The sequence below is a fragment of the Methylomarinum vadi genome, assembly GCF_000733935.1.
GTDB lineage: Bacteria > Pseudomonadota > Gammaproteobacteria > Methylococcales > Methylomonadaceae > Methylomarinum > Methylomarinum vadi.
On the sequence record NZ_JPON01000001.1, the window covers coordinates 2,687,604 to 2,712,693 of the forward strand.

The window sequence follows — 25,090 nt, forward strand, 5'->3', positions numbered from 1 at the left end:
CGTTTCGCGAACGGTGCGGTTCGCAAGCTCCCCAGCACCCTACATCAGCGCATGTTACGAGTTGCATTAAGGAAAAAAGATATTCTTTCATCGGTATTTTCATTTGTGTCGCAGACAATCGATGTTCAAGAACTCTTGCCCATCATTCGATAAATCTTCTACAGCTTGCCAAGTACCGATAGTGATAGTCTTTGAATGCCATTGTCTTTTAAGGCTTGCCGTTATACACAAGTATGTCGTAGGTTGGGCTGAGCGATAGTGAAGCCCAACATTTGGCTGTAAAAATCTGGAGTTTTAAATCAAATGGCTGTCAAATGAAATTCCAAGACGACCAGTCGACTATTTTGGTTAATAGCCCTCTTTTCAAGAACAATCTTTCGAGCAAAATCAAGTACTCAATCAAATGAAGAAGTTCTTTAAGCCGTTGTTTTTAAATACAGATCGAGTGTAAAAATGCAAAATTAATTGCGTTTGTCAAATGACCGTCAAATGAAAACGCTGTCATGCCCAGAATGGCACATAGCGATAAGCTTTTCTATTTGCCTTAGGATCGTATAAACGGATTAGTCCGGCTTCGACAGTTTGCTTGATAACGCAGCTTGCAATAGCACTGTTGCTTTCATCAATATTCAAACGCTCTCTTAACGAAGTATTGTTCATCGGCACTCGATTGACATACTTTAAGCAGCAATGTTGATAACAAGCTCGAATTCGATCTTCGGTATCCATTTCGTTGCCTGCATACCGTTTAAATGCTTGAGCCAATCCAATGTTCTCGTTCTAAAACATTTAGCGCTAATTTAATTTGTCTAGGCGTAAATTGCTTCTTTCGTTGATTCCAGGTATGGGTTGCCTTAACTACATCTTCGATGGTTTTTGCCTTTTCGTGTCTTTTGAGCCAATGGACAGTAGCAAGCAATTCTAAGCCGAATGGCGATTCGAAGCCCTCAACCAGTTTAGACACTTTAATAAATCGATCACGCGTATCAGGATGTTGATCAAGGAAAGAATTGGCTTCTTCAATAGCTCCGGGGATCAAATTCAGAGATTTATCAGGCGCATCACCGCCATCGGCATAGCACGATAAATAATGCCCTTCGATGGCATTAAGCACATGACGAAGATTTTCCGCATAAGGACCATAATGCGCTTTTTTAAACTTCAAACGTAAAGGTTCTCCAGCTTCTTGCATAAAATAGAGCAGCTTATGCACTTCTATCAGCGAGACGGTTGGGTCCAAGAGGCCGCTCAAGTAGCGCTGTATTAATTCAATTAACACGGCGCGACCTGCAGTCATTTTAGGCACGGCGCGATTGTGTGCCATTGTATCGTTACTGGGTGAACCTTTGGGCTCATAAATCAGCACTCGAACGTCCGATAGAACACTAAGATTTTTCTCAATTAGTTGCCTAACCTGGTTCCAGTCCAAACCACCTAGTCCACTACCTAAAGGAGGAATGGCAATGGATTGAATATTTTTTTCCTTAATTGTTTGAACCAAGGCTTCAAGACCAGCCTCAATATCTTCCATACGACTAGCCCCACGCCAATGCCGCTTGGTTGGAAAATTAATGATATAGCGAGGATTAACAAGCTGACCCGTATCAAAAACAAACATCTTACCCGGTTGTACCTGCTTGTTTTTACAGGCAATCGCATATGCCGTAAAGTTTTCCGGCCAGGCCTTTTTAAACTGCAGGGCGATACCACGGCCCATTACCCCGACACAATTAACGGTATTCACAATCGCCTCGGCATCGGCACGTAAAATATCGCCAGATGTAAATTCAATCATACTGACGCCCCCTTTAGTAGTACCATTCTGGTTTTATTGTAGTAGTTGGACGATGATTCGCCTCTTGTAATATATTCATCACCTGCTGATAAGTGGAATGCGAGTACACACCAATACATTCCACTAACTGCCAAGGAAAACTCAATTCCATTAAGAACTCTGCTTGCTTCCCCTCCTTGCAACTCTGCCACTGCTTGGTCTGAATCGCCTGCCAGTCTAGTTCATCAAGCTGAGCCAAATCACAGCGGTCTTCAAAATAGTAAGACCCTGCATTAGACAAGGTAAATACCCAACGCCGTTGATGTTGCCGGGCCCACTCGACAGAGGCATACAAGTCCGCTTGCAAATGCAGTATTTTGGCCTGCCCTCCTCGATACGCCAGTTCCGGGTGATTGGCTTGATGAATAAGATATAACATGATCGAGCGAGGGCAGAAATAAAACGGTACGCATTCCCCCACATGTAAATCCGGGTAATTGTCCAGTGTCAATTCCTGCAAGCGACGCTGTTTGATGCTATTCATGCCAATGGTTGTACCAGTGGCATTGTATGACACGATTTGCGCATCAGACAATAATCCACCAGACGCAATTATTGCCTCCAACCTATCCATATGAACAATATGATAAATCTTGGGCTGTGCAGGTACGATCATTCATGCCTCCTTTTTGCCGTGGCGGCAGGAAACGTGTTATCAACGAAACAATCCGCTTTGGCCTTGCGATAGGCCACTACTAAATCTTCGAGGGTAAGGTTTTGCCAGCCGGTAAAGTTTGCCTGATAGCCCACTACATTCCTTTGATTATTTCACCATGACCTGGCCGTTCATTAGCATGGGGAGTAACCAGTCCCTTAATGCTTCAAGATATTTATTTTCTTTTAAAACAATATCTCTCTGTTTAAATAGTGACTTGCAATGCTGCTCGTATTTTTCAAGTAATTTATTTGGTGGTTGATAAGTTTTAAACCACTTCACACCGTTTAAATCTAAGTGAAGAACCAGAGTCCCAGAAGCGTAGTGTTTTATATATTTATGGTAGCTTTCCGAATTAAATAACTGCTCCAAGTAGGCTGTGCCGAATGTCTTGGAAGATAGGCATGCTACATCGCAGGAAATCAGAGGAGTTTCATCAAAAATATCAGGAATAACAAATGCTTTGCCGATTATATCCGCGTTCCTTGTGACGTCAGTAATGGCAATAACCAACTCTCCGGCATCTAGCTTACTTTCAGGCTTGAACTTCCCGTTATAGTATTTGGTGCCTTCCAATTTAAATTCACCGGATAATGAAAACGAGTTCAAGTTAATGAATGGTACGCCATCATCCTGGATGTCGCCGCTTTTGTATGATATTCCACGTCTAAATGTAATGTGACCTCCAAGCTGGCAGTCAGCCCACCCCTCCGGTATTTCCCGTTTTAGGGTTGGGTTGTAGACCATTTTGCCGCCGGAGGTTTTGTAGGGTTTGCCGTCGGCATCGGGAAAATCGAACTGTACAAACCAGTAGTCGTAGAGGGTTTTCGCCATCGCTTCCAGCTCCGCGTTGATGCGGTTGTTGAGTTCGATTTTTTCATCAAGGGCAGAAAGTACGTTAACAATTTTTTTCTGCTCATCAGTACTCGGCAGAGGAACTTTAACATCACATATCCGTTCAGGAGAGGTATGTTTTACCTTTGACCCAGATGAAGTTAGACGAATTTGATCACGGACGGTTTTGGTCTTGAATAGGTGGTATATAAATTCTTTTACAACTTCTTTCTCATTAACGGTAATGAGCCCTAACCGCTGATTATGCAAATAAACACCACTTGCTGGTACTATTGCACAACTACCAAGCAAGCCAGCAGCCTGCTCAGTCATTGCAACGATGAGATCTCCTTCTCTATGTAGATAATCCTCTGGCACCTCTCCAATGTAAAACTTCTCTTTGCCTCCTTGTCGTTTAAACCCCCCTTCCTCGTAAAAATTTCCAGGAGTTAAGACAATATATTCGCCCTCATCGGAAAAAAATTCACTTTTAAAGGGAAATCCATGCTTTATAAAAATTTTGCCACGCAGTTGCTTAACTGGCCACTTACTCATGTATTAACCCCGCCAACTGCTTTTTGATTTCCACTTCCAGTTCACGTGATTGGCTAAACAAGCTATCCAGATTGCTGCTAAAGCCCTGCATTTTTTCGGCAAACTGCTCCGGGGTAATATCCACATATTCGATTTTGACATCAAAATACTGGCCGGCGCTGAGCGAGTAATTCTTACCTGCAATCTCGTCATAACCGATCGCCACCGAAAAATCCTCTTCGGCCCGCTTGCCGTTAAAGACATCGATAATGCGCTGTTCTTCCTCGGCTCTAAGAACGGTTTTCTGGTTTTTGCCGTCTTTGACTTTTTGGCCCAAGCCGGATGCATCGATCAAGACCACGTCGCCTTTGTTGCTGTCGTCGATGAACAGGATGGAAACGTTGGTGCCGGTGGTCGCGAAAATATTGCTGGGCATGGATACCACGCCGGCAAGCATTTTTTCATCGACCAGTTTTTGACGGATTTTTTTATCGATACCGGACTGCGCGGTAATAAAGCCGGTGGGTACCACGACCGCCGCCTTACCGCCCGGTTTCAATGAGTGAATAATGTGCTGCAAGAACAATTGGTAGATTTCCATCTTGTCCTTGGCTTTGGCCTTGATTTTCGGAATACCGGCAAAGAAACGCGCTTTGTTTTCCTTGGAATCCAATTCGTCGCGGAAGTCGCTGAAATCCATCTTGAACGGCGGATTGGAGACGATGTAATCGAAACGCTTCAACTCCTTGCCATCCTTGTGATAGGGGTGCAATAAGGTGTTGCCCTGGATCACATTGGGGATGGAATGCACCAGGGTATTCAGAATCAGGTTCAAGCGCAGCAGGTTGGAGGATTTTTGCGAAATATCCTGGGTGAAGATCGTGCAACGCTTCTCGCCGATGGCATGAGCGACGTTCATCAACAACGTACCCGAGCCGGCCGACGGGTCATAACAGGTGACGTTTTTAATCTTCCCTTGTTGCTCCTGAGGAACCAGAATGGCCGCCATGATGCGGGCGACGGCATGCGGCGTGTAATATTCGGCGTATTTACCGCCGCTGTTGCTGTTGTAATCCTTGATCAGATATTCGAAGATCGTGGCGTAAAAGTCGTATTTTTGGTTGAAGATGCGCTCGAAGCTGAACTCGACCAGCTTGTTGATGATGGCGCGGCAGAAAGCGTCGCGCTTGGATTCGTCGGCGATGTATTGACTGAGGCGGTCGAACAAGACCACCTTGGCGCCGCCGTCGGTTTTTATTGCATATACATCGTTATTGCTGATGGCGATGTCCATCAAGGTATCGTCAAACAGTTTGGCGAAATCGGGCGCGTTCTGTTGGCTAAACAACGAAGCGATAAAGTGCGACGGTTTCAACTTTGCACTGTTCACGCCCATTCTCAATTGCAGCATTTCCAGGTTTTCTTCGCTCATCGCGGCAAGCGCTTCTTCCCACTTTTCCGCGTTGGCGATAGCTTCATCGCGCTTTTTGGCCTCGTAGGCGAACTTGTCATTCAGAAATTTATAGAGAAATACCTGAGTGATGATCTTGAATTCATTGCCGTCATTGCCCAGACCATAGTTGGCGCAAATGCCTTTCAGGCTATCGATCAGTTCTTTGGTTTTTTGTTGAAATTCCAGCTCTACCACGTACGCGTTCCAGTATTAAATTCGTTCAGATATTCGGCGACGACCAGGTTATTGATATAACGCGAGGCGTCGGGATTGAGTTTGATATGTTGTTGGTCCATAAAGCGGTTGATGACCAGCGGCATCATCATGCGTTCAAAATAACTTTCATTGTCCAGTAATTGGGTGTTTTGCAGGACCTGCTCGTCGGCGTCTTGCTTTACGCCCGTTAAGGCCTCGAAAATTTTGTGCTCGGAATCGGAGACATTGCCGCGCTCGGTCAAACGCTTGTGAATTCGGGTGTATTTAACATCACCATCGTATTTTTGGCGCATTTGATTGTTTTGGCGATTAAGCGCCTTGACACGTTCATGAATTTTGTTGAGTGCGTCGATGTTTTGTTTCATTTCATCCTGAGTGACTTCGCTGAGGTTTTTCTTCTTGAAAAGCCGCTCCAGCTCTTCTTTCAGGGTAATGAATTTGGGGTCTTGCTGGTCAAAATTGCTGGCCAGTGCCTCGCGTGTCTGGCGTAAGGTATTCTTCAGCTTGTCCGCCAGTATCAATTCTTCCTCGCTGATTTTGGCGAATTTGAAGATAACCTCTTCCAGCGCGACATTTAGCAGATTCGTCGTATCACTGCCTTGTTCGATGTTCTCTTTTAGGTTTAGCAGATCCAGATGATTGCTGGTTTCGCGATACAACAGATTGAGCTTTTGAAAATCCAGGTGCTCGAGAAAATCGTAATCGCCTTGCAAGCGGATCAGATTGTATAGACTCTTGGCGTCCGCCAGGGCCTTTTTCAGCGCCAGCACGGTTTCGCGATCCTGAATTTCGTTGATCTGCTGAGAGAAAATCTCGGCATTTTTAGTGTCGAAGTGAAACAGCGTTTCCTTGATTTGATCGATTTCCGCGATGATCTCGTCTTGCGACTTGAACAAGTTGGAGTAATGCTCCATTTCGTCGCCCAGCTCGGACTGCAGTTCATCAAAGTAGGCTTTATTGGTGGCGTCAAACTCTTTGCGGATGTCGGCGAAGTCCACTACGTATCCGTAGCGGAAGTCTTTGTAGGTCCTGTTGACGCGAGTCAGCGCCTGAAGCAAGTTGTGTTTGCGGATCACCCGGCCCAGATACAATTTTTTAAGGCGTTTGGCGTCAAAACCGGTGAGCAGCATGTTATAGACAAACAGAAAGTCTATTTTGCCCGCTTTGAAGTCTTCCACCCATTCCTTGCGCTCTTCTTTACTGCCGATGTCGTGCAGAATCAGGGCGGCCGTTTTAACCTTGTTGGCCTGTTTGATTTTTTCGCTATAGCTTGTTTTAGGTTCCGCTATTTCGGGTTGTTGTGCTTGGCCGGGAATGAATGCAGGCGGCACGCTTTCAGCATAAATGGCGTTGAAAATTTCGAACATCTCCTTGGCTTGTTCGGAGCTGTCGCAGATCACCATGCCGCCGATCGAGGCATCATTCATCGCTCCGCGACTCTTTTCGAAATCGGTGATGATGTACTCCAGCATTGGTTCGACAAAACGAGGATGCGCGAAGACCGCTTTCTTGTCGAGTTCGCCCTGCTGAATTTCCACTTCTTCCAGCGCCTGCTGCAGCATGATTTTGTAGTTGGAGGCGATCTCTTCGCGGATCAAACGCAAGGTGTAGCCGTCCGCGATTGAAGCGTTGTAATAATATTTATGGATATAGTCGCCGAACAACAAGCGCGAGTTATAGTCGTCGCCTAAAAGCGGCGTGCCCGTCAGCCCGATCTTGATGGCGTTGCGGTCCGACTGATCCAGGTTCGCCAGAAAGCTGCCTCTGGGGTTATAGCTGCGGTGCACCTCATCGAGAAAATACACGCGCTGGATGGATACATCGTAGTCCTTTGTTTGCAGGACATCCGGGTCGTCTTTGAATTTTTGAATATTGACGACGGTGATTTCCGGTTTGCCGGTGTTGTTGTGAATGACCTTGGTCGCTTTGATGTCCTGCGTGAAGGCTTCGCGTGAGTTGATGGTATGCACAACCAAGCCACGACCAGTAAATTCCCGGTGCGCCTGAGTCAACAGGTCCAAGCGGTCGACAATAAAATAGAATTTGGGAATGACTTGCTGGTGTTGGAAATAGTCGGTCAGGAAGCGGACGTTATAGTAAGCCAGTGCTGTTTTGCCGCTACCCTGGGTATGCCAGATAATGCCTTTTTTTACCCCTTCATTCAGTTTTTGCTCAATCGCCTTGGTGGCAAACAATTGCGGGTAACGCATGACATGCTTTTGGATGCCGTCTGTTTCCAATACATAGGTCAGCGCATACTGAAGCACAAATGCCAGACGGTCCTGACTGAGCAGTGACGTGCAAAGCCGGTTCGTTGGCCTGTCCGGCGCTTTGTTGGTAACGAACTCCGGGTTGCTTTTGATGACCTCCAGATTGTTATCCTTGAGCACCGCGTTTTCCTGCTCGTCACTGATTGGCTTCAATAACGCGGTCAGGTTCAGTATCTCTTCTTCCCGGAAATAGTTAAATATTGGCTCATGATAAGAAGGGCTGGCGTAAAACGCCCCTTGAATAGGCTGCGGCGAGCCATCGTCATATTCCATATTGTTGGAAAACAACATTAACTGGGTCATATTCACAAAGCGCTTGAATTTGGGATTCTGAAAGCGTTTGTTAATGCGATCCCTCTCGGCTAGTACGCCATCGTGATTGTTGGGCTTTTTTACCTCGATAAAGACCAGCGGCATGCCATTGATCAGCAAAATGATGTCCGGCCTGAACTCGTCGTCACCATTCTGGTAAGTCAATTCCGTGACGACATGAAAAGTGTTTTTATCGAAATTTTCAAAATCTATGAGTTTAGTGCCAGAGCGCTCTGTGAGCTTTTCGTAGAAGGCTTTACCGAGGTCCTCGTTATCCAGGGTCAACTTGACCTCATCCAGCAAACGCCCAATATCATCCGGCTCAATGCCTTCGTTGATGCCGGTAATCGCCTTATGGAACAAGTCGGGGAAAATATTGGTTTCGATGTCCCATGTCGCCTCTTTCAGAGATAGGTATTCGTAACCCAGCCGAACAAGATGCAGAATGGTAGGGATTTTAACGCGAGAGTCTTCATTGAATGACATGACAGTCCTTGTTTGTATTTTCGTTTTAGTTGTTTTCCGGTGCTATTTCCAGCAAATCGCCGACCTGGCATTTAAACAGCAAACACAGCTTGTCTATGGCTTCCAAGTCCACTTTTTGCGCAGTTTCTTTATAGAGCAGTGTAACGGTGTTTCGGCTAAGTCCCGTTTCTCTGACCACATCGGCTATTCGTAATTTATGTTCGCCCATCATGCGAGCAAGGTGGCAACGAATCATTGATTTCTCCAGTCAGTTTGAAGACAAGGGTGACAAACTAACATTATTGATTGAAAAATCAAATTTTTTCAGATGAACTTAAATTGCGGGGGGGCTGGAAGGAACCGGGGCCGCCGTAGGCAAGAGTTAACGCGTCATTTTTGCCGCTTGATTGGGCCTGGGGTGCCTAAAACAAGTTTTCGCAAAGGTTCACTTTCCAATACAAAACGAGCTGAAAATCTTGCCGAGCAGGTCGTCGGAGGTGAATTCGCCGGTGATTTCGGCGAGGTGGTTTTGGGCCTGGCGCAGGTCTTCGGCGACCAGTTCGCCGGACTGGTGTTGCAGTTGGCCTATGGCGCTGGCGATGAAGTGTTCGGCCTTGACCAGCGCTTCGATATGGCGCCTTCTGGCGATGAAGACGTCGTCTGCCGCATCGTTGTAGCCGACGCTTTTTTTCAGGTGTTCGGTCAACAGTTCCATGCCGGCGCCGGTTTTGATCGACAGATAAATAGAAGCGCTGTGTTCCGTTTCGACGATTTCCGGTTCGATGCCGAGCAGATCGATTTTGTTGTAGACCTTGGTGATGTCGATATTGGCCGGCAGGGATTTGAGAACCGATTCCGATTCCGGCTCGTGGCTGTCGATCAATAGCAGTATTTTGTCGGCCTTCTCTATCTCGGCATGAGCGCGGCGAACGCCTTCCTGTTCCACGGCGTTGTCGCTGTCGCGCAGGCCGGCGGTATCGATGATATGCAGCGGCATACCGTCGATTTGGATACGCTCCCTGAGAACATCCCGCGTGGTGCCGGCGATGTCGGTGACAATGGCCGCCTCGTGGCCGGCCAGGGCGTTGAGCAGGCTGGATTTGCCGGCGTTCGGCTTGCCGGCCAATACGACGGTCATGCCGTCGCGCAATAATCTGCCCTGCCGAGCGGTTTTCAGTATTTCATGTATCTTTTCCTGCAAGGAACGGATGCGGCTTTCGACGACGCCGTCGCTCAAAAAGTCGATTTCCTCGTCGACGAAATCGATGGCCGCTTCCACGTAAATTCGCAGTTCGGTCAGTTCATCGACCAACGAGTGTATCTGGTTGGAGAATACGCCTTGCAGCGATTTTTGCGCCGAACGTACCGATTGTTCGGTGCCGCTTTCGATCAGGTCGGCCACGGCTTCCGCCTGGGCCAGATCGAGCTTGTTATTGAGAAACGCTCTCTCGCTGAATTCGCCGGGACGTGCCAGGCGCGCGCCCAGTTCCAGAACTCTTCTCAATAACATATCCAATACCACGGCGCCGCCATGCCCCTGAAGTTCCAGGATGTCTTCGCCGGTATAGGAATGGGGGGCGGGAAAATAGATCATCAAGCCCGAATCGATGATTTCGCCTGCGCCATCAAGGAACGGGGTATAGCAGGCATGGCGCGGTTTTAACGGGGGTTTTCTGCCGATTTGCCCGGCGATGTTTTTCACCGCCGGGCCGGAGAGCCGTACGATACCGACACCGCCGTTGCCGGGCGGTGTCGCGATGGCCGCGATGGTATCGTTGTCCAGATGGGTCACGGCTATTTTTTATCGCCCGCTTCGATCTGACGGGTGATATGCCACTGTTGCAGGATGGACAGCGAGTTGTTCCATACCCAATACAGAACAAGGCCGGACGGGAAGAACAGGAAGAAGACGGTGAAAATGATCGGGAACATTTTCATCACTTTCGCCTGTAGTGGATCGACCGGAGCCGGGTTCAGGCTTTGCTGGATCTTCATGGTCACGCCGTACAGAATAGGCAGCAGGTAGAAAGGATCTTGCGCCGACAAGTCCTGTATCCACAAGTAAAATTCCGCCTGCCGCAATTCGACGGTTTCGATCAACACCCAGTATAGCGAGATAAAGACCGGTATTTGTACCAGTATCGGTAGACAACCGCCCAGCGGATTGACTTTTTCCCGCTTGTACATGGCCATCATTTCGGTATTGAATTTCTGTCTGTCGTCCTTGAATTTGTCCTGCAGTTCTTTCAATTTGGGCTGAATCTTACGCATCTTGGCCATTGAGGTGTAACTGGATTTGGACAAGCGGTAAAACAACAGTTTGATGACCAGAGTGACGCCCATGATCGCCAATCCCCAGTTGCCGATATAGCCGTGGATCTGGTTCAACAGCCAGTAAATCGGTTTGGCAATGATGGTCAGCCAGCTGTAATCGACGGTCAGCTCCAGGCCTTTGGCAACCGCTTCCATTTGCGGTTGGATTTTGGGGCCGACAAACAATTGCGCTTTGAAGACCGATTCTGCATTGGGGGCGATCTCGCGCGCTGGTGAGTAGGAACCGATCACATAACGCCAATCCTTCAGTTCCTTTGTATAGAAATGGTTTTCCTGATCCTGCGGCGGAATCCAGGCGGAAGCGAAATAATGCTGAATCATCGCGGTCCAGCCGCCGACGGTTTTGACGTTCAGGTTTTCTTCGGCCATGTCCTCGAAATCGACTTTCTGGTATTTCTCTTCGTTGGTATAGACCACGCCGCCGGCGTAGGTGCGGATGAAGTTGTTGCTGTTTCTTTCCGAGAAAGGCTTGCGTAACAGTTGGTTATATTGTCTGCCGGACCAGACCGAGCCGCTGTTGTTGCTAATTTTGTGTTCGAGGTGAACATCGTAGCTGCCGCGTTTGAAGGTGTAAGTCTTGGTGATCGTAATCCCTTGGTCATCGCTCCAAGTCAAGGGCACGGTCAGAGTGTCCGCGCCTTCCGCCAATTCGTAACTGTCTTGCTTGGCGGCATAAACGGCATGATGGTCGGGTGCGCTGGAACCGTTAGCGCCAACTAGGCCGCTTTGCGCCAGAAATAGTTTATCTTCGCTGCTGTCGAACAATCTGACCGGTGAGGTATCGACTGCATCCGGTTCCAGTCCGACCATCTTGTATAGCTTGTTGACGACGGTATTGGGTTTTTCCTTCGGATATTGCAGCAAATCCAGGTTGCTCAGGGTGCCGCCTTGGGTATCGATTTCCAGTGCGTAAACATCGGTCTTGACACGGATAATTCTGCCCGAACCGTCACTCGCCAACGGCGCGGTTTCTTTTTGAGGGGTGCCCAGTTCACCACCGGCAGCGGGTGCATCCGCGCCGCCGCTAGTTACAACCGGCGTATCGGAAACGGGTAACTGAGGTTTGGGGCCGTAATCGAATTGCCAGGCTTCCCACAGCATGTAAGAAATCATCACGAATGCCATGATGAGTACGAATCTAAGATTATCCATTATTATCTACCAGTTATTTGGAACAGGGTGAACGTCACCGGAGTAAAAAGGTGGCATTTTATCAGTCGCAGGAGAGTGATGTAAGAATCTTTGCCGGCTGCGGGAAGCGGAATCGCTTCTAAGCCATAACGTAGAAAGGCCCGAAAAGCGGTGGAGTTCTTTTCGGGCCGACGATTTATAAAGCGTTTATAAATCCATGTGCGGGTTATGAGTAGGAATCGCATCGATTTACCAGTTTAAGCCAATGCCTTTCCAATGACTTTCTCAAAACAGCCGGGGGCGCATCGGCTGCGTCCCTACGCGCTAATACAACAATATCAATATTGATTAATTTTTGTTGCCGTAACCGAAAGCTTTCCCTGGCAGTTCTTTTGATCAGGTTCCTTGTGACTGCCTTTTTTATATTTTTTTTTGCAATCGCCAGGCCCAGGCGGGGATGATCGAGATCGTTCCTGATGGCCAGCAGAGTAAAAAATTTATCCGTCGACCTGGCTGGGTTGGCAAAGACTTTTTTATAATCAGCCGGCGTCCGTAACCTTAGCTGTACGGGAAAACTGTGTTTTTCCGCCGACAATTAAACCGACAGTGAAGCGCGGCCTTTCGCTCTGCGCGCGTTAATCACCTTGCGGCCACCTTTGGTCGCCATTCTGGCGCGAAAACCATGAGTTCTGGCACGTTTGATTTTGCTTGGTTGATAAGTTCTTTTCATTTGCTTACAGCCTGATTGAATTAAATTACGAGAAAACCGATAAAAAAGACACCGGATAATACGGTAAATAGCTGTATTCTGTCAATTGATATTCGACTTCGATGCGTGTCCAGGCTGGTCCTACGGCCGTCATAATAAAGGTTGCAGATATTGCCAGACCTTGTCGGCGATCATGGCTTGGGCCTTGTGGTTCGGATGCAGACCGTCACGCTGCATCAGCTCCCGGACCAGCGCCACGTCCTGCAGAATGAAAGGAACATAGGTGACTTTCATTTCTTCGGCCAGTTGCGGATAGACATTATAAAACATTTCGGTATAACGTTTACCGTAGTTTGGCGGAATGCGCATGCTCAATAACAGAACATGACTACCGACGTCTTGGGCGCGCTTGATGATCTGGGCCAGATTCGCTTTCATGATCTTCGGCGATAGGCCGCGCAGGCCATCGTTGGCCCCCAATTCCAGTATCAACACCGACGGCTTGTATTGAGTCAGCGCGCGATCGATACGCGCCAGCCCGCCGGCCGTGGTATCGCCGCTGATACTTTCGTTGAATACATTGTAACTGCTGTCATGTCGATCCAGGCGCTGTTGCAGCAACGCCACCCAGCCCTGTTGAACTTCCATGCCGTAACCGGCACTAATACTATCTCCCAGCACGACAATTGATTTAGCCGCCAGCGTGGCCGAAAATAAACAAAGCATTGACGCTATTAATATTCTGAACATGTCCAATATTTCATCCGAGCAAGCAATCATTAAAACCGAAAACCTGGGCAAGACCGTTACCACCGTCGATGGCCCGTTGCATATCTTGTCATCTGTCGACCTGACAATCAAACCCGGCGACAGTCTGGCTATCCTCGGCGCCTCCGGCTCCGGCAAGTCGACCTTGTTGAGTTTGCTGGCGGGGTTAGACACGCCCAGCACCGGCAGCATCCTGTTGGACGGTCGGGAACTGACCACGATGGACGAGGACGGCCGGGCCGAGATCCGCAATCAGCTGATCGGTTTCGTATTCCAGTCGTTTCAACTGTTGCCGGGGTTGACGGCGCTGGAAAACGTCATGTTGCCGTTGGAATTGGCCGGCGACGCCCGGGCCCGGGACAAAGCCAAGGCATTGCTCGATCGAGTCGGTTTGAGCGAACGCTTATCACACACGCCGAAGCAATTGTCCGGCGGCGAGCAACAACGGGTGGCCCTGGCGCGCGCCTTCGTCACCGAACCGGCGATCTTGTTCGCCGACGAGCCGACCGGCAATCTGGACAGCAGGACCGGTGCGAAAATCATCGACCTGCTGTTTCAACTGAACCAGGAAAAAAGCACGACGCTGGTGTTGGTCACGCACGATAACGCGCTGGCCGAACGTTGCCAAAGTACCGTCAGGTTGGAAGCGGGACGGCTGTTATGAACAGGATGCATTTGGCCCTGCGTTTATTGTGGCGCGACGCCCGCTCCGGCGAGTTAGGCATATTGTTGCTGGCCCTGATCATCGCGGTGACCAGTTCGACGGCGATCAGCCTGTTTGCCGATCGTTTGCATCGGACGATGACGAACCAAGCCGCCGAATTTCTCGCCGCCGATTTGGTCGTTACCAGCCCGCGGCCAATCCCTGAACATTGGCTAAAAAAAGCGCGCGAACTGAATTTAAGGGAAGCCAATACGGCGGAGTTCTCCAGCGTTTTGATCGAGAACGACGAAATGCTGTTGGCCGGCGTCAAGGCCGTAACCGACAGTTATCCGCTTAGGGGCTACTTGAAAACCATCACCGACGACTACATGACGGAAACGATTCGTCACCAAGGGCCGTCTCCCGGCAAGGCTTGGGTGGAAAAACGCGTGTTGTCGGCCTTGAAACTGCAGCTGGGCGACCCTCTGACGGTGGGCGAAAAACGACTGACCATCGAACGAATCGTCACCTACGAACCGGATAAGCGAGGTGACCTGTACAGCCTGTCGCCCCGGGTCATGATCAACGCCGCCGACTTGGCGGCGACCCGCGTCATTCAGCCCGGCAGTCACGTGCATTATTTCTTTCAGTTTAGCGGCGCCGCGCCCGCGTTGCTGGAATATAACCGCTGGCTCAAACCGCTGTTGAATCCGTCGCAACGGCTAATGGACATACACGAGGACCGCCCGGAGCTGGGCAATGCGTTGAGCAGGGCCGAGCGTTATCTGGGACTGTCCAGTATCGTCGTCATCGTCATTGCCGGGGTCGCCATCGCCATGACCACGCGCCGTTACAGCGAACGTCATTTCGATGCGACCGCCATTCTGCGTTGCCTGGGTTGCAAACAGCACGAAGTGCTGTGGTTGTATCTGTGTCAGTTTCTGCTACTGGGCATCGTCGCCAGCGTCATCGCTTGCGGCCTCGGCTGGCTGGCCCAGGAAGTCCTGTTTCATTTACTCCGCAACTTATTACCCGCGCAAGTCGCCGCTCCCGGATTTTTTGCCGTCATTTTCGGTTTCATGACCGGGTTGGCGATTCTGTTCGGTTTTGCCCTGCCCCCCTTGCTGAGGCTGAAAAACGTTCCGCCGCTGCGCGTTTTGCGCCGCGACCTGCAACCCTTGCCAGCCAGCGCCTGGCTGGTCTATGGCTTGGCGTTGTTGCTGATCGCGGTATTGATCTGGCGTTACACCGAGGATTTGAAAATGACCGCCACGATCATCGGCGGCGGTTTGCTCGCGACTTTGTTGTTGGGATTATTGGTCTATGCCGTACTGGTGCAGCTGCGCCGCTTGTTGCCCAAGCTGAGATTAAGCTGGCGTTTCGGACTGCAAAACCTGATTCGCCATGCCCGCTCGACCACCAACCAAGTCTTGGCTTTCAGTATCACCTTGGTGGCGATGATATTGAGTCTGACCGTGCGCACCGACTTGCTCAACGACTGGCAACGGCAATTACCGGACAATGCCCCCAATCATTTTGCCTTGAATATTTTTCCCGAACAGAAAGACGCGCTGAAGCGGGAATTGGAGGAACAGAATATCGACGGCAGCCGTTTTTATCCGGTCGTGCGCGGCAGATTGGTCAAGATCAACGGCGTCGCCGTGCAACGGATCGTTTCCAAGGAGTCTGAAGGCGAACGCGCCACGCATCGCGATCTGAGCCTGACCTGGGCGGAAACCATGCCCGAGGAGAACAAACTGATCGCAGGGCAATGGTGGGACTCGGTCAAAACCGGCCTGGTATCGATCGAAGCCAAGCTGGCGAAAAGCCTCAAGGTCGGCATGGGCGACCAACTGACCTTCACGATCGGCAGCCGCCAAATGACCGCGACGGTCAGCAGCATCAGGGAGGTGCAATGGGATACGATGAAGCCCAATTTCTATATGATTTTTTCGCCCGGCACGCTGGACGGCTTTGCCAGCACCTACATCACCAGCTTCTATTTGCCCGAGGAAAAGAAGAATTACCTGAATACGTTGGTGAAGAACCATCCCGGCACGACGATACTCGAGGTCGACCTGATCCTGAAACAGTTTAAGAGTATATTGGCCCAGTTGACCGAGGCGGTCAATTTTCTGTTGTATTTCGCGCTGGCGGCCGGCTTTACCGTGCTGTTCGCGGCCATTTACTCGACGTTGGACAACCGGATTTATGAAGGTGCCTTGATGCGCACCTTGGGCGCCAACCGCCGCTTATTGCGCAAGGCCCATTTGCTGGAGTTTGCCGCGTTGGGCCTAATCTCCGCAATGTTGTCCATCGTCATGTCGGAAGGATTGTTGCTGTCTTTATATCATTTCGTGCTGCACCTCGATTATCGTCCGGACGTGTTGCAATGGGCAGTTACTTTGCTGAGTGGCGGGCTTTTTATTGCGTTGGCCGGTTATTGGGGCGTGCGTGAAGTGGTTAGAAAATCCCCTATGCGGATTTTTCGCGAGCTGTAGCAACCATTCACGGAATATTCACTCTATTTCGTCTACATTTATTAGTGTTTTTTCGAACTGGGTTTTAAGCGATGAAGAAAACAAATTCGATCAAGATAATGGCGGCAGGCTTGTTATTGACCGGTTGCGCCAGCCAAACCGGTTGGACTCCGACGGTCGATCCCTATGGCGATCCCAACGCTTACCGCTTGCAACAGGACATGGCCGAATGCCAGCAACTGGCCAGACAGGCGGCCGGCGGCCTGGCCACGGAAACGGGCAAGGGCGCGCTGGTGGGCGGTGCGCTCGGTGCGGCCACGGGTGCGGCGATCGGCGCCATTTCCGGCGATGCCGGCACGGGCGCCGCTTATGGCGCGGCCGCCGGCGGCATAGGCGGCGGCGCCAAGCAGGGGTTTCAGTCGGAAGATCAATATAAAAGGGCTTATATCAACTGCATGCGACATCGTGGTCACTATGTGGTCGATTGAGGCCAGTCAAAAGATTAACTTTTTTCAATAATGGATGCCTCTAGGCGGGTGGTATCTCACCCCGCCTAATACCCTGATTATCAAATATCGGAATTCGCCAATTTCGGCCGAATTCCGATCGAACAAATAATTATTAGCTCCTCCTGTGTCTATTACGGTTATCAAAGAGCTATCAAGTTCGTTTGGTCCCGGTCGATAACTTAAGTTAATGTCTATAATTTCCTACAAAAGTACAACGTTAGTATTTGCTATCCGGTTTGTTTTCCTATTGATGCCGGCGATATATGGGCACGGTACATGACTATGCGGATAGCAGCGTATTTGGATGGAATTTAACTATAAAAGGTAATCATGCATGAAACCCAAGATTACGCCGAACAATAACGAAAAGCGGCTTGGCGACGAGGACTTTATCGTTTCGAAAACCGACCCCACTGGCCGCATCACTTATGCCAACCGCATTTTTATGAACATAGCCGGTTACCCGGAACACGAGCTGTTGGGTGTGCAACACAATATCATTCGACATCCCGAAATGCCGCGTGGCGTTTTTCGCTTCATGTGGGATACATTGAAATCCGGCGATGAATTTTTCGGTTTTGCCAAAAATCTCTGTGCCGACGGCGGCTTTTACTGGGTGTTCGCCAACATTACTCCCGATTACGACAAGCAAGGCAAATTGCAAGGCTATTACTCGGTAAGACGCAAGCCGCCTCAATCGGCGTTGGATGTATTGATTCCGGTTTACCGGGAGATGCTGGCGATAGAAAAACGCAGTTCGGCTAAGGAGGCGCCTGACAAGTCCCTGGCTTATTTGTTCGATGTCGTCCAGCAAAGTGGCGCCAAGAGCTATAACAATCTCGTGCTGGATCTGTATAAACCGAATGATGTGATATGAAAAATTCCAACGCCAACATTCCATTCCTGAGCGACAAAGTCACATACGCCGTTAGCGCTATTGTCCTGTTCAGCTTGGCCGTATTCGGCTATTGCACTTTTTTCTACGGATTTTCCTGGGTAGTTTTGCTGTTAACGGTTCCATTGCCGGTCATCGCGATTTTAATAAAACGGCAAATGACACAATATCTACTGGTGTTGGATCAACTGCAAAAGGTATTGCTGCGCACCAATCAAGGCGAGCTTTATCACCGGATCACGCGCACCAGGGGCATGGGCGAAGTCGGCAAGGTGGCATGGGAATTGAATGAGATGCTCGATATCATGGAATCCTATTTTAAGGAAATCAATACCTGTTTCAGCCAGGCGGCAAAAGGCAACCATGATCGTTATGCCTTGGCAGACGGTTTTCCGGGGCTATTAAAGACCTCGGCCCTTAACATCAATATCGCGCTGCAACACATGAATGAAAATGAAATGAATATGACCAAAAACCGCTTGTCCGCCGGTCTGCATAATCTGAATACCAGGAATTTATTGGATAACCTTAAATCCAACCAAGACGATTTGCTCAACATCACCGAACAAATGCGCAAGGTCGAGGAGATCGCGACCGAAACCGGCGAGAACGCGGAAGCGAGCCTGTCGACGGTCGAAGAGATCGGTAGTTCGTTGACCAACATCAACGACAATATTCATGGCGTGACGGATGTCATCACGGCGTTGATCAACGACAGCAAGAAAGTCACCGAATCCTTGTCGATGATAACCGGCATTGCCGATCAGACCAATTTGCTGGCATTGAATGCCTCCATCGAGGCGGCTCGGGCCGGCGAGCATGGCCGCGGTTTCGCCGTCGTGGCCGACGAAGTGAAGAATTTGTCGGAACATACCAAAGATGCCGCGTTGGAAGTCTCCAAGACGTTGACATCCTTCAATCAACGGGTCGAGCAGATGCACCAGGAAGCGGAAAATTCGGCAAATTTGTCTCAGGAGGTAATGGAGCAGGTCAATTCATTCCGCCATCAGTTTTCCGGTTTGTCGGAATCGGCCCAGGATTCGATCGGCTATATTTCCTATGCCACGGACAAATGTTTTGCTTTGTTGACCAAGCTGGATCATATCGTTTACAAGCAAAACGCCTATATCGCAATCGAGAATCCGGACGATTGTCCCCAACATGAGGCTATCATGGTCGACTGTCATCACTGCCGTCTGGGGCAATGGTACGACAGCGGCACCGGCTATGAGGCTTTTCGTCATACCGTGGCCTATGCCAAGCTGGCCGCGCCGCACGCCGATGTACATCAGTACACTCAGCAAGCCTACGCCGTATCCCGGCAAAACTGGCAGGAAAATCCCGATTTGCTCGACAATATTCTTTCCTGTATGCAACAGACGGAGGACGCCAGCGCCGACGTCATGAATTATATCGACGCCATGGTCGAGGAAAAGCACCGGTAACTTGTCGAGCGCCGCTAACGCCGTTTGCTTGTCTGGCGTTAGCGGCACACGGCATAAGATTCGGTCATTGGTCTTTCATCCGGAGTTTTTTAATTCGTCTCTTGCTTTTTTTCTTCCCGCTTTTTCCATAATCCGCCGCTGGAGAAACATTGCCAGCCCCATTTCAACCAGTCGAGCAGGGACACGGCGAGCCATAACGACCACAGCAGCATCAAGATGCGATAGACGAACAAGGGGGCCGAAACTACGGTGGCGGTCGGCAACGTCGAGGCATTGCGGTCCTGATACCAATTCAAATTGAACGCCGTGGACTGGTTGCCGGCAATCTGCATGTCGGGGGAGCCCAACAAACCTTGTTGCACGGCATAAAATAGAAGTAATAGGGCGATCAGGCTGAGTCCGGCCAGCGTTACCTGCATGAAATTGAAATTACCCGGATTCTGCAGCGGTTTTTCCTTTCTGATGCCGAGAGCCATCAGCCAGAATACGACCAGCAAGCCGGCCGCGACCGGAATCTGGCTAAGGCCGACCAACAGCAAAAACCATTGCCAATGTTTTAACGGCGTCCAACGGACCTTGCCCAGGCCGAACGAGAGCAAAGCGAGTACGATCAACACGCCCCAGATCAAGGCGGCCGGTCCGAATTTGGGTCCGAACGTAAACAGCACCCAGCGGTCGTGCCCCACGATGACGCGAATATGACTGTTGACGCTGCCGAGATTCAGATTGACCTTCGGTGTCGTCAGCCAATTTTCCTGTTCCTTGTTTTCATGCCATTTGAGTGTGATTTGCTGGGTTCCCGGCTGAATGGGTAACGTGACGATTCTTCCCTGTTGCCGAATCGGTTGGGTGATAGCGTTGATCATCACCGACTGCAACACGGCATCGCCGGGTAATTCGACGTTATGTTGCGTTCCTTTCGAGCTTCTGACATGCAGTTGCAGTTGCGCCTCCTGAGAACGTTTACCGGGTTTGATTTGCAGCTCGGTTTTGTCGATGGTCAGCGTCTCGCCGGCGACGGCTTCAGGGCGGGTGATGAGCAGGCCGACCTTTTCGCCTGGCCAGGGCCGCCATTCGGGTAGCCAGCGGCCCCGGTCCTGATGATGGACCACGGCGATGCCGGAAGTCTCGAGATGCCAGATGGGACTGACATCGGCGCGCCACACCTCGGTCCAAAGTTCATTGCTTGCCGCTTGCAGTTCGATCCGCTCCGATTTTTCCAACGCCGATTGCCAGGACAGGGTCCCCTGCCCGGCCGGCATGTTGACCAAGACGCGCCGGTCCTTGACTCGTATATTGGCGCTAGTTACGGACTCGCCCGGCAATAGCGGATATTCAAGCACGACCGGCGCTTCGCTTTGTTCCACGCGTATGACCCGGGTGTCGATGCGCCAGTCCAATCCCAAGCGCAACGTTCTTTCGATGCGGATAAACGGCGGCAGTATGCTGGGCTGTAAAGCGGTCAATTCCTTGTGTTGTTTGTTTTGTATGCGCGTGAACTGCAATTGGTCGGCCGTTTGGCCGTTTTCGTGCAGGCCTTCCACGCTCCAGCCTTTGCTCTCCAGTTCGACCCGGTGCGGTTTCAAGGGCAATGGCAAGGTAAATTGATGATTTAACGGATTCAGGCCCTGCATTTCCACCTCATGCCGGCCTTGCGGCAGGCTCAGCCACAACTTGCCGTCGCCGTGTTGCATCAATGCCTGCGCTTGCTCGCCATCGACCTTCACGCGGGCCGGATACCATTGTTCGTATTGCGCCGGTAACGGCACCGCGCTATCTGCCTCGGCATGAACCTGCAGACGGATGCTCATCGTTTGTTCTTCGATGTCGATAAGCATATCCGCTATTTGCGCACACGACGGCACGCAATCGGGCGCTTGCAGTAACCGGCTTTTCAATTCGTTCAGCATTTGCTCGCTGGGAAATCCCGCATAAGCCGGTTTCTCTGGCAAGCCAACCAACGTGGCGAGCAATAGCAGGCTCAAGGTCGGCATGGAAAGTTTCAATTGGTTATTCAGCATGCCAAACATCAACAAGCTTAATAGCAGCAACAAGGCCACTCGGACAAAGTTCAGCAACATCGTGACTGCAGGCGGCAACAGCCATAATTCCAGTTGCTGCGACCGGTCGACCCGCCCGTTCCAGGACAACTGGATTTTATGCCATTGCCATTGCGGCAGCCCAGGACCGGTCTGCAACTTGGCGTCCGGATCGATGCGGTCGAACTCCACGGCTTTTTCTTGCTCGCGCAGGGCTTGCGGCGCGTAAGACTTGCGCGCCACGGACGCGGACTTGCCGGCCATTCTGATACTGTCGGCGGCCGTTTCGGCGACTTCCTGCGCCGTATCGGTCACGGACAGCAGCGTGGGTTGCGGCGAGATGGGCAACCATTGTTTCTCCAACTGCGGATACAACCCGACCCTGACCTGGTCGACCATGAAGGGAATCGCAATCAGCAGCAGAGCCAGCCAACTGATATTGCGGTACCATTTGATGAAATGGTGCATGCGCCCGGCCGGCAATACTCTAAGCAATGCCACGGCGGCCAGAATATTCAACCAGACGAAACGCGGCGCATCGGGTTCATGCCAGATCAATGCCAGGGAGAACAGCGCGAACAGGCCCCAATAAAGATTCCACAGGCGACTGATTGCTAATGCGGCAATCAATACCAGGAACAGGTCTAGCAAGGTCCAGCGGGAAATCCAACTATTCGGGTCGTTGTCGACGCCGCCGGCCGCCAACAAGCGCCAACCCGGCGGCAGGTTCAATTCGGCCCTGACCTGCTGGAAATCCTGTTGCCAACCCACCGCATTGAGCTGCCCGATTCTGCCGGTGAGACGACTGTCGGCCTTGATTTGCAAGGCGCCCTTGCGGACCTCGATACCCTCCTGCTCGGAATCTTGCAAACGGGTAATCAATTGATTCTGGCCATTCATCTGTACTTGACCGAGTTGCATGTCGGGTCGCGCATTCAGGCGCCAGCCGCTGGTCATCTTGCCGTTGATTTTGTCTTCGACGCTATAGCCGCCGCCGTCGAAATCCAGCCACAGCGTGCGAAACAAGCTGAGCTGATTCGGCTCCGGTTCCGGGTCGCCGCGGCGGATCACCTTGAAAACCATGCTGTCGCCCTGGTTGACCCGGTAAGCGGGTAAATTCCGCCATTGTCCAGGCAAATTGGTTTGGCTGGGGTCGATGGCGGTCAAGTTTTCGATTTCGACCAAGCGAAGATGGGGTTGCGCCTGGAAAACCCAGATTTCCGCTTCCGGCCAGCCGGCATCGTTCACCGCGAAGGTGAGTTTTGTCAGCGGTTCGGGATGGCGGGCATTGAGTTCGACATGCCAGCGTCCAGGCCTGACTTGCAGCAACAAACTGCCGTCGCCTTCGAGCCGGGCCGGCAAGGGGCTGTTCAGGGCAATCGGGATAAAGGATTTTAGCAGGGCATGGGATAGCTTGATTTCTCGCTGTTCGCCGGAGACTTCCAATTCCAGATAAGTGATCAATTGTAGCGGCACGCCATCGAAAACTTCCCTGAAAACCTGTAAATCCAACCGGTTTTGCACGCTTTCCGGCTTTTTTCGGCCGGTATCGCTGTCCTTCAGCCACACGGCCCCTTTTTTCAGCGAGGGGAAAGAAATGATTTTGCCGTTCACCGTCAGACTGAGCAAGCCGGTTTCCCCAGGTATCGCCAGATTGTCGGGAATACGGTCCCAGAAGAATTGCCCGGTGATTCGATATTCGCCGGGCTCGAGCCTCAGGACCGGTTTGCCGTGACGTTTCATGACCGCCACCGGCTTGTCGTTAGCCTTTACATTCTGGGGCCAGTGCTTATCGTTGCCCGGCAAGGTGATCCAGTCTTGCCGATAAACGTGCCAGCCGCTGTCGAAATGACCTTGCTGGTCGTCGATTTCCAATTGTAAACGGCCGGGCCAACTACAGTGTTTTTGTTGAAAATTATTATGGAAAAAAGGGCATTGGTAGTCTTTTTCATCCTGCAACACCCAGCCGGTCCACGGTTTCAAGGGCTCGGGCACTTGTTCGACGGTTAATGGCGCGGCGTGCAGAACGCTACCAAGACACAGCGACAACAAAAACAGTAGGCATGGAAGACGCATGGCTATTTCCCCAGGGCAACGGACAATTTCTTAATTGTAGCCGTTATAGAATCAATTATTTAGCCGCCTTGCCTTTTTCTATTCAATCAAACAGTTACCGTTCCGTATGAGATATTCAACTATGTTCCGCTAGAGTTCATTTTTCAAGCGTTGATAAATGCCGCCGAAACCGCCGTTGCTCATCAATAGAGCATGGACGCCGGCCTTTTTTTCCGATTTAAGCCGGGCGATGATGGCTTCGAGAGTCGTGCATATTTCGATATTGTCGGCATACTGCCGCAATAAACTTAAATCCCAACCCAGATTCTCCGGTTGATAAATGAGCGCGAGATCGGCTTGCGTCAACGATTGCGCCAGCGATTGCGTATGGATGCCCATGCGCATGGTGTTGGAACGGGGCTCGACGACGGCGATGATTTTTTCCTGGCCGACTCGTTTGCGCAAGCCGTCCAGCGTCGTTTTGATCGCGGTCGGATGGTGGGCAAAATCGTCGTACAGGGTCATGCCGTCGATTTCGGCGATCACTTCCATGCGCCGCTTGACGTTCTTAAACTGTTTCAGCGCGGCGATGGCGTCCGCCGGCAGGATGCCGATATGTCTGGCCGCAGCGATGGCGGACAGGGCGTTATAGACATTATGTTCGCCGGTCAAAGGCCAGCTTACCGTTCCCTGCGGTCGGTTTTCGAACAATACCGAAAATTGGCTGCCGTCGGCGTTGAGCAAATCGGCCCGCCAAAGGGCGTCGCTATCGACAGCTGTTTTCTGTACCGGCGTCCAGCAGCCCTTGTTCAAGACGTCGGCGATAGTGTTATCCTGTTGCGGCGTGATGATCAAGCCTTCGCCGGGTATGGTGCGGATCAGGTGGTGGAACTGTGTTTTGATCGCCTCCAGGTCGGGAAAAATGTCGGCATGGTCGAACTCCAAGTTGTTTAAAATCGCTGTTCGGGGGCGGTAATGAATAAACTTGGAGCGTTTGTCGAAAAAAGCCGAATCGTACTCATCCGCTTCGATGACGAAGAAGTCGGATTCGCCCAACCTGGCGGAAATGCCGAAGTTCAAGGGAATACCGCCGATCAGAAAGCCCGGTTTGAAACCTTGATACTCCAGTATCCAGCTGAGCATGCCAGTGGTGGTCGTTTTGCCGTGGGTGCCGGCAACACCCAACACCCAGCGGTTTTGCAGCACATGCTCGGCCAACCATTGCGGGCCGGAAACATAAGGCAGGCCTTGGTTCAATACCGCCTCGACCTCGGGATTTCCGCGCGATAGTGCGTTGCCGATGACGACCAGGTCCGGGTTGCCATCCAGGTTTTCCGGATTATAACCCTGCATAAGTTCGATACCTTGTTGCTCCAACTGAGTGCTCATCGGCGGATAGACATTCTGATCGGAACCGCTGACTTGGTAACCCATTTGCCGGGCGATTACCGCCAGGCCGCCCATGAAAGTGCCGCAGATGCCGAGAATATGTATATGCAGGGGGTGTTC

20 protein-coding genes are annotated in these 25,090 nt (G+C 50.9%); 5 read left to right on the forward strand and 15 right to left on the reverse strand.

Annotated elements, in window-relative coordinates; translation table 11 throughout:
• Window positions 1–501: 501 nt before the first annotated feature.
• From EP25_RS22995 to EP25_RS0113430, 13 genes are all read right to left on the reverse strand, one after another.
• The gene (locus EP25_RS22995) at window positions 502–729 is read right to left on the reverse strand and encodes a hypothetical protein (RefSeq protein WP_200875032.1); all 228 of its coding nucleotides are present in this window, start codon (window positions 727–729) and stop codon (window positions 502–504) included.
• A gap of 19 nt (window positions 730–748) precedes the next feature.
• On the reverse strand, window positions 749–1,795 hold the full coding sequence (gene darG, locus EP25_RS0113370) for a type II toxin-antitoxin system antitoxin DNA ADP-ribosyl glycohydrolase DarG (protein WP_031434356.1): 1,047 nt from the start codon (window positions 1,793–1,795) through the stop codon (window positions 749–751).
• Window positions 1,796–1,808: 13 nt separating this feature from the next.
• Window positions 1,809–2,450 carry a type II toxin-antitoxin system toxin DNA ADP-ribosyl transferase DarT gene (gene darT, locus EP25_RS0113375; protein WP_031434357.1) on the reverse strand — a complete coding sequence of 214 codons (642 nt, stop codon included), beginning with the start codon at window positions 2,448–2,450 and terminating at the stop codon, window positions 1,809–1,811.
• On the reverse strand, window positions 2,447–2,584 hold the full coding sequence (locus EP25_RS23925) for a hypothetical protein (RefSeq protein WP_235185905.1): 138 nt from the start codon (window positions 2,582–2,584) through the stop codon (window positions 2,447–2,449). Before EP25_RS23925 ends, darT begins: the two co-directional genes overlap by 4 nt.
• A gap of 13 nt (window positions 2,585–2,597) precedes the next feature.
• Entirely contained in the window at window positions 2,598–3,878 is a 1,281-nt protein-coding gene (locus EP25_RS22020; RefSeq protein ID WP_036300583.1) for a restriction endonuclease subunit S, read from the reverse strand.
• A complete protein-coding gene (locus EP25_RS0113390) occupies window positions 3,871–5,505 on the reverse strand; it encodes an HsdM family class I SAM-dependent methyltransferase (RefSeq protein ID WP_031434359.1) in 1,635 nt (544 codons plus the stop codon). Before EP25_RS0113390 ends, EP25_RS22020 begins: the two co-directional genes overlap by 8 nt.
• A complete protein-coding gene (locus tag EP25_RS0113395) occupies window positions 5,499–8,594 on the reverse strand; it encodes a type I restriction endonuclease subunit R (protein WP_031434360.1) in 3,096 nt (1,031 codons plus the stop codon). Before EP25_RS0113395 ends, EP25_RS0113390 begins: the two co-directional genes overlap by 7 nt.
• Window positions 8,595–8,619: 25 nt before the next feature.
• On the reverse strand, window positions 8,620–8,829 hold the full coding sequence (locus EP25_RS0113400) for a helix-turn-helix domain-containing protein (RefSeq protein ID WP_031434361.1): 210 nt from the start codon (window positions 8,827–8,829) through the stop codon (window positions 8,620–8,622).
• 189 nt (window positions 8,830–9,018) lie between these two features.
• Entirely contained in the window at window positions 9,019–10,365 is a 1,347-nt protein-coding gene (gene mnmE / locus EP25_RS0113405) for a tRNA uridine-5-carboxymethylaminomethyl(34) synthesis GTPase MnmE (RefSeq protein WP_235185906.1), read from the reverse strand.
• Between the two features lie 2 nt (window positions 10,366–10,367).
• Window positions 10,368–12,059, reverse strand: coding sequence for a membrane protein insertase YidC (gene yidC / locus EP25_RS0113410; RefSeq protein ID WP_031434363.1), 1,692 nt, complete (start codon window positions 12,057–12,059; stop codon window positions 10,368–10,370).
• Window positions 12,060–12,264: 205 nt separating this feature from the next.
• Entirely contained in the window at window positions 12,265–12,633 is a 369-nt protein-coding gene (rnpA, locus tag EP25_RS0113415; protein WP_031434364.1) for a ribonuclease P protein component, read from the reverse strand.
• Window positions 12,634–12,768 (reverse strand): 50S ribosomal protein L34, encoded by a 135-nt coding sequence (gene rpmH / locus EP25_RS0113420; protein ID WP_031434365.1) that lies wholly within the window; start codon window positions 12,766–12,768, stop codon window positions 12,634–12,636.
• A 129-nt stretch (window positions 12,769–12,897) separates the two neighbouring features.
• Window positions 12,898–13,473 carry an arylesterase gene (locus tag EP25_RS0113430; RefSeq protein ID WP_235185907.1) on the reverse strand — a complete coding sequence of 192 codons (576 nt, stop codon included), beginning with the start codon at window positions 13,471–13,473 and terminating at the stop codon, window positions 12,898–12,900.
• A 22-nt stretch (window positions 13,474–13,495) separates the two neighbouring features.
• Between EP25_RS0113430 and EP25_RS0113435 the strand changes: the two genes are divergently transcribed.
• From EP25_RS0113435 to EP25_RS0113455, 5 genes are all read left to right on the forward strand, one after another.
• A complete protein-coding gene (locus EP25_RS0113435) occupies window positions 13,496–14,179 on the forward strand; it encodes an ABC transporter ATP-binding protein (RefSeq protein WP_031434367.1) in 684 nt (227 codons plus the stop codon).
• Window positions 14,176–16,659, forward strand: a complete 2,484-nt coding sequence (locus tag EP25_RS0113440) for an ABC transporter permease (protein ID WP_031434368.1) — start codon at window positions 14,176–14,178, stop codon at window positions 16,657–16,659. Before EP25_RS0113435 ends, EP25_RS0113440 begins: the two co-directional genes overlap by 4 nt.
• A gap of 71 nt (window positions 16,660–16,730) precedes the next feature.
• Window positions 16,731–17,126: a glycine zipper family protein gene (locus EP25_RS0113445; RefSeq protein ID WP_031434369.1), complete on the forward strand. Its 396-nt coding sequence runs from the start codon at window positions 16,731–16,733 to the stop codon at window positions 17,124–17,126.
• Between the two features lie 355 nt (window positions 17,127–17,481).
• Window positions 17,482–18,024 carry a PAS domain-containing protein gene (locus EP25_RS0113450; protein WP_031434370.1) on the forward strand — a complete coding sequence of 181 codons (543 nt, stop codon included), beginning with the start codon at window positions 17,482–17,484 and terminating at the stop codon, window positions 18,022–18,024.
• On the forward strand, window positions 18,021–19,487 hold the full coding sequence (locus tag EP25_RS0113455) for a methyl-accepting chemotaxis protein (RefSeq protein WP_031434371.1): 1,467 nt from the start codon (window positions 18,021–18,023) through the stop codon (window positions 19,485–19,487). Before EP25_RS0113450 ends, EP25_RS0113455 begins: the two co-directional genes overlap by 4 nt.
• An 89-nt stretch (window positions 19,488–19,576) precedes the next feature.
• Here EP25_RS0113455 and EP25_RS0113460 read toward each other — a convergent pair whose 3' ends face one another.
• Complete coding sequence (locus EP25_RS0113460) at window positions 19,577–23,602, reverse strand: hypothetical protein (RefSeq protein ID WP_031434372.1); 4,026 nt, start codon at window positions 23,600–23,602, stop codon at window positions 19,577–19,579.
• A gap of 129 nt (window positions 23,603–23,731) precedes the next feature.
• The gene (gene mpl, locus EP25_RS0113465; RefSeq protein ID WP_031434373.1) at window positions 23,732–25,081 is read right to left on the reverse strand and encodes a UDP-N-acetylmuramate:L-alanyl-gamma-D-glutamyl-meso-diaminopimelate ligase; all 1,350 of its coding nucleotides are present in this window, start codon (window positions 25,079–25,081) and stop codon (window positions 23,732–23,734) included.
• Window positions 25,082–25,090: the final 9 nt, after the last annotated feature.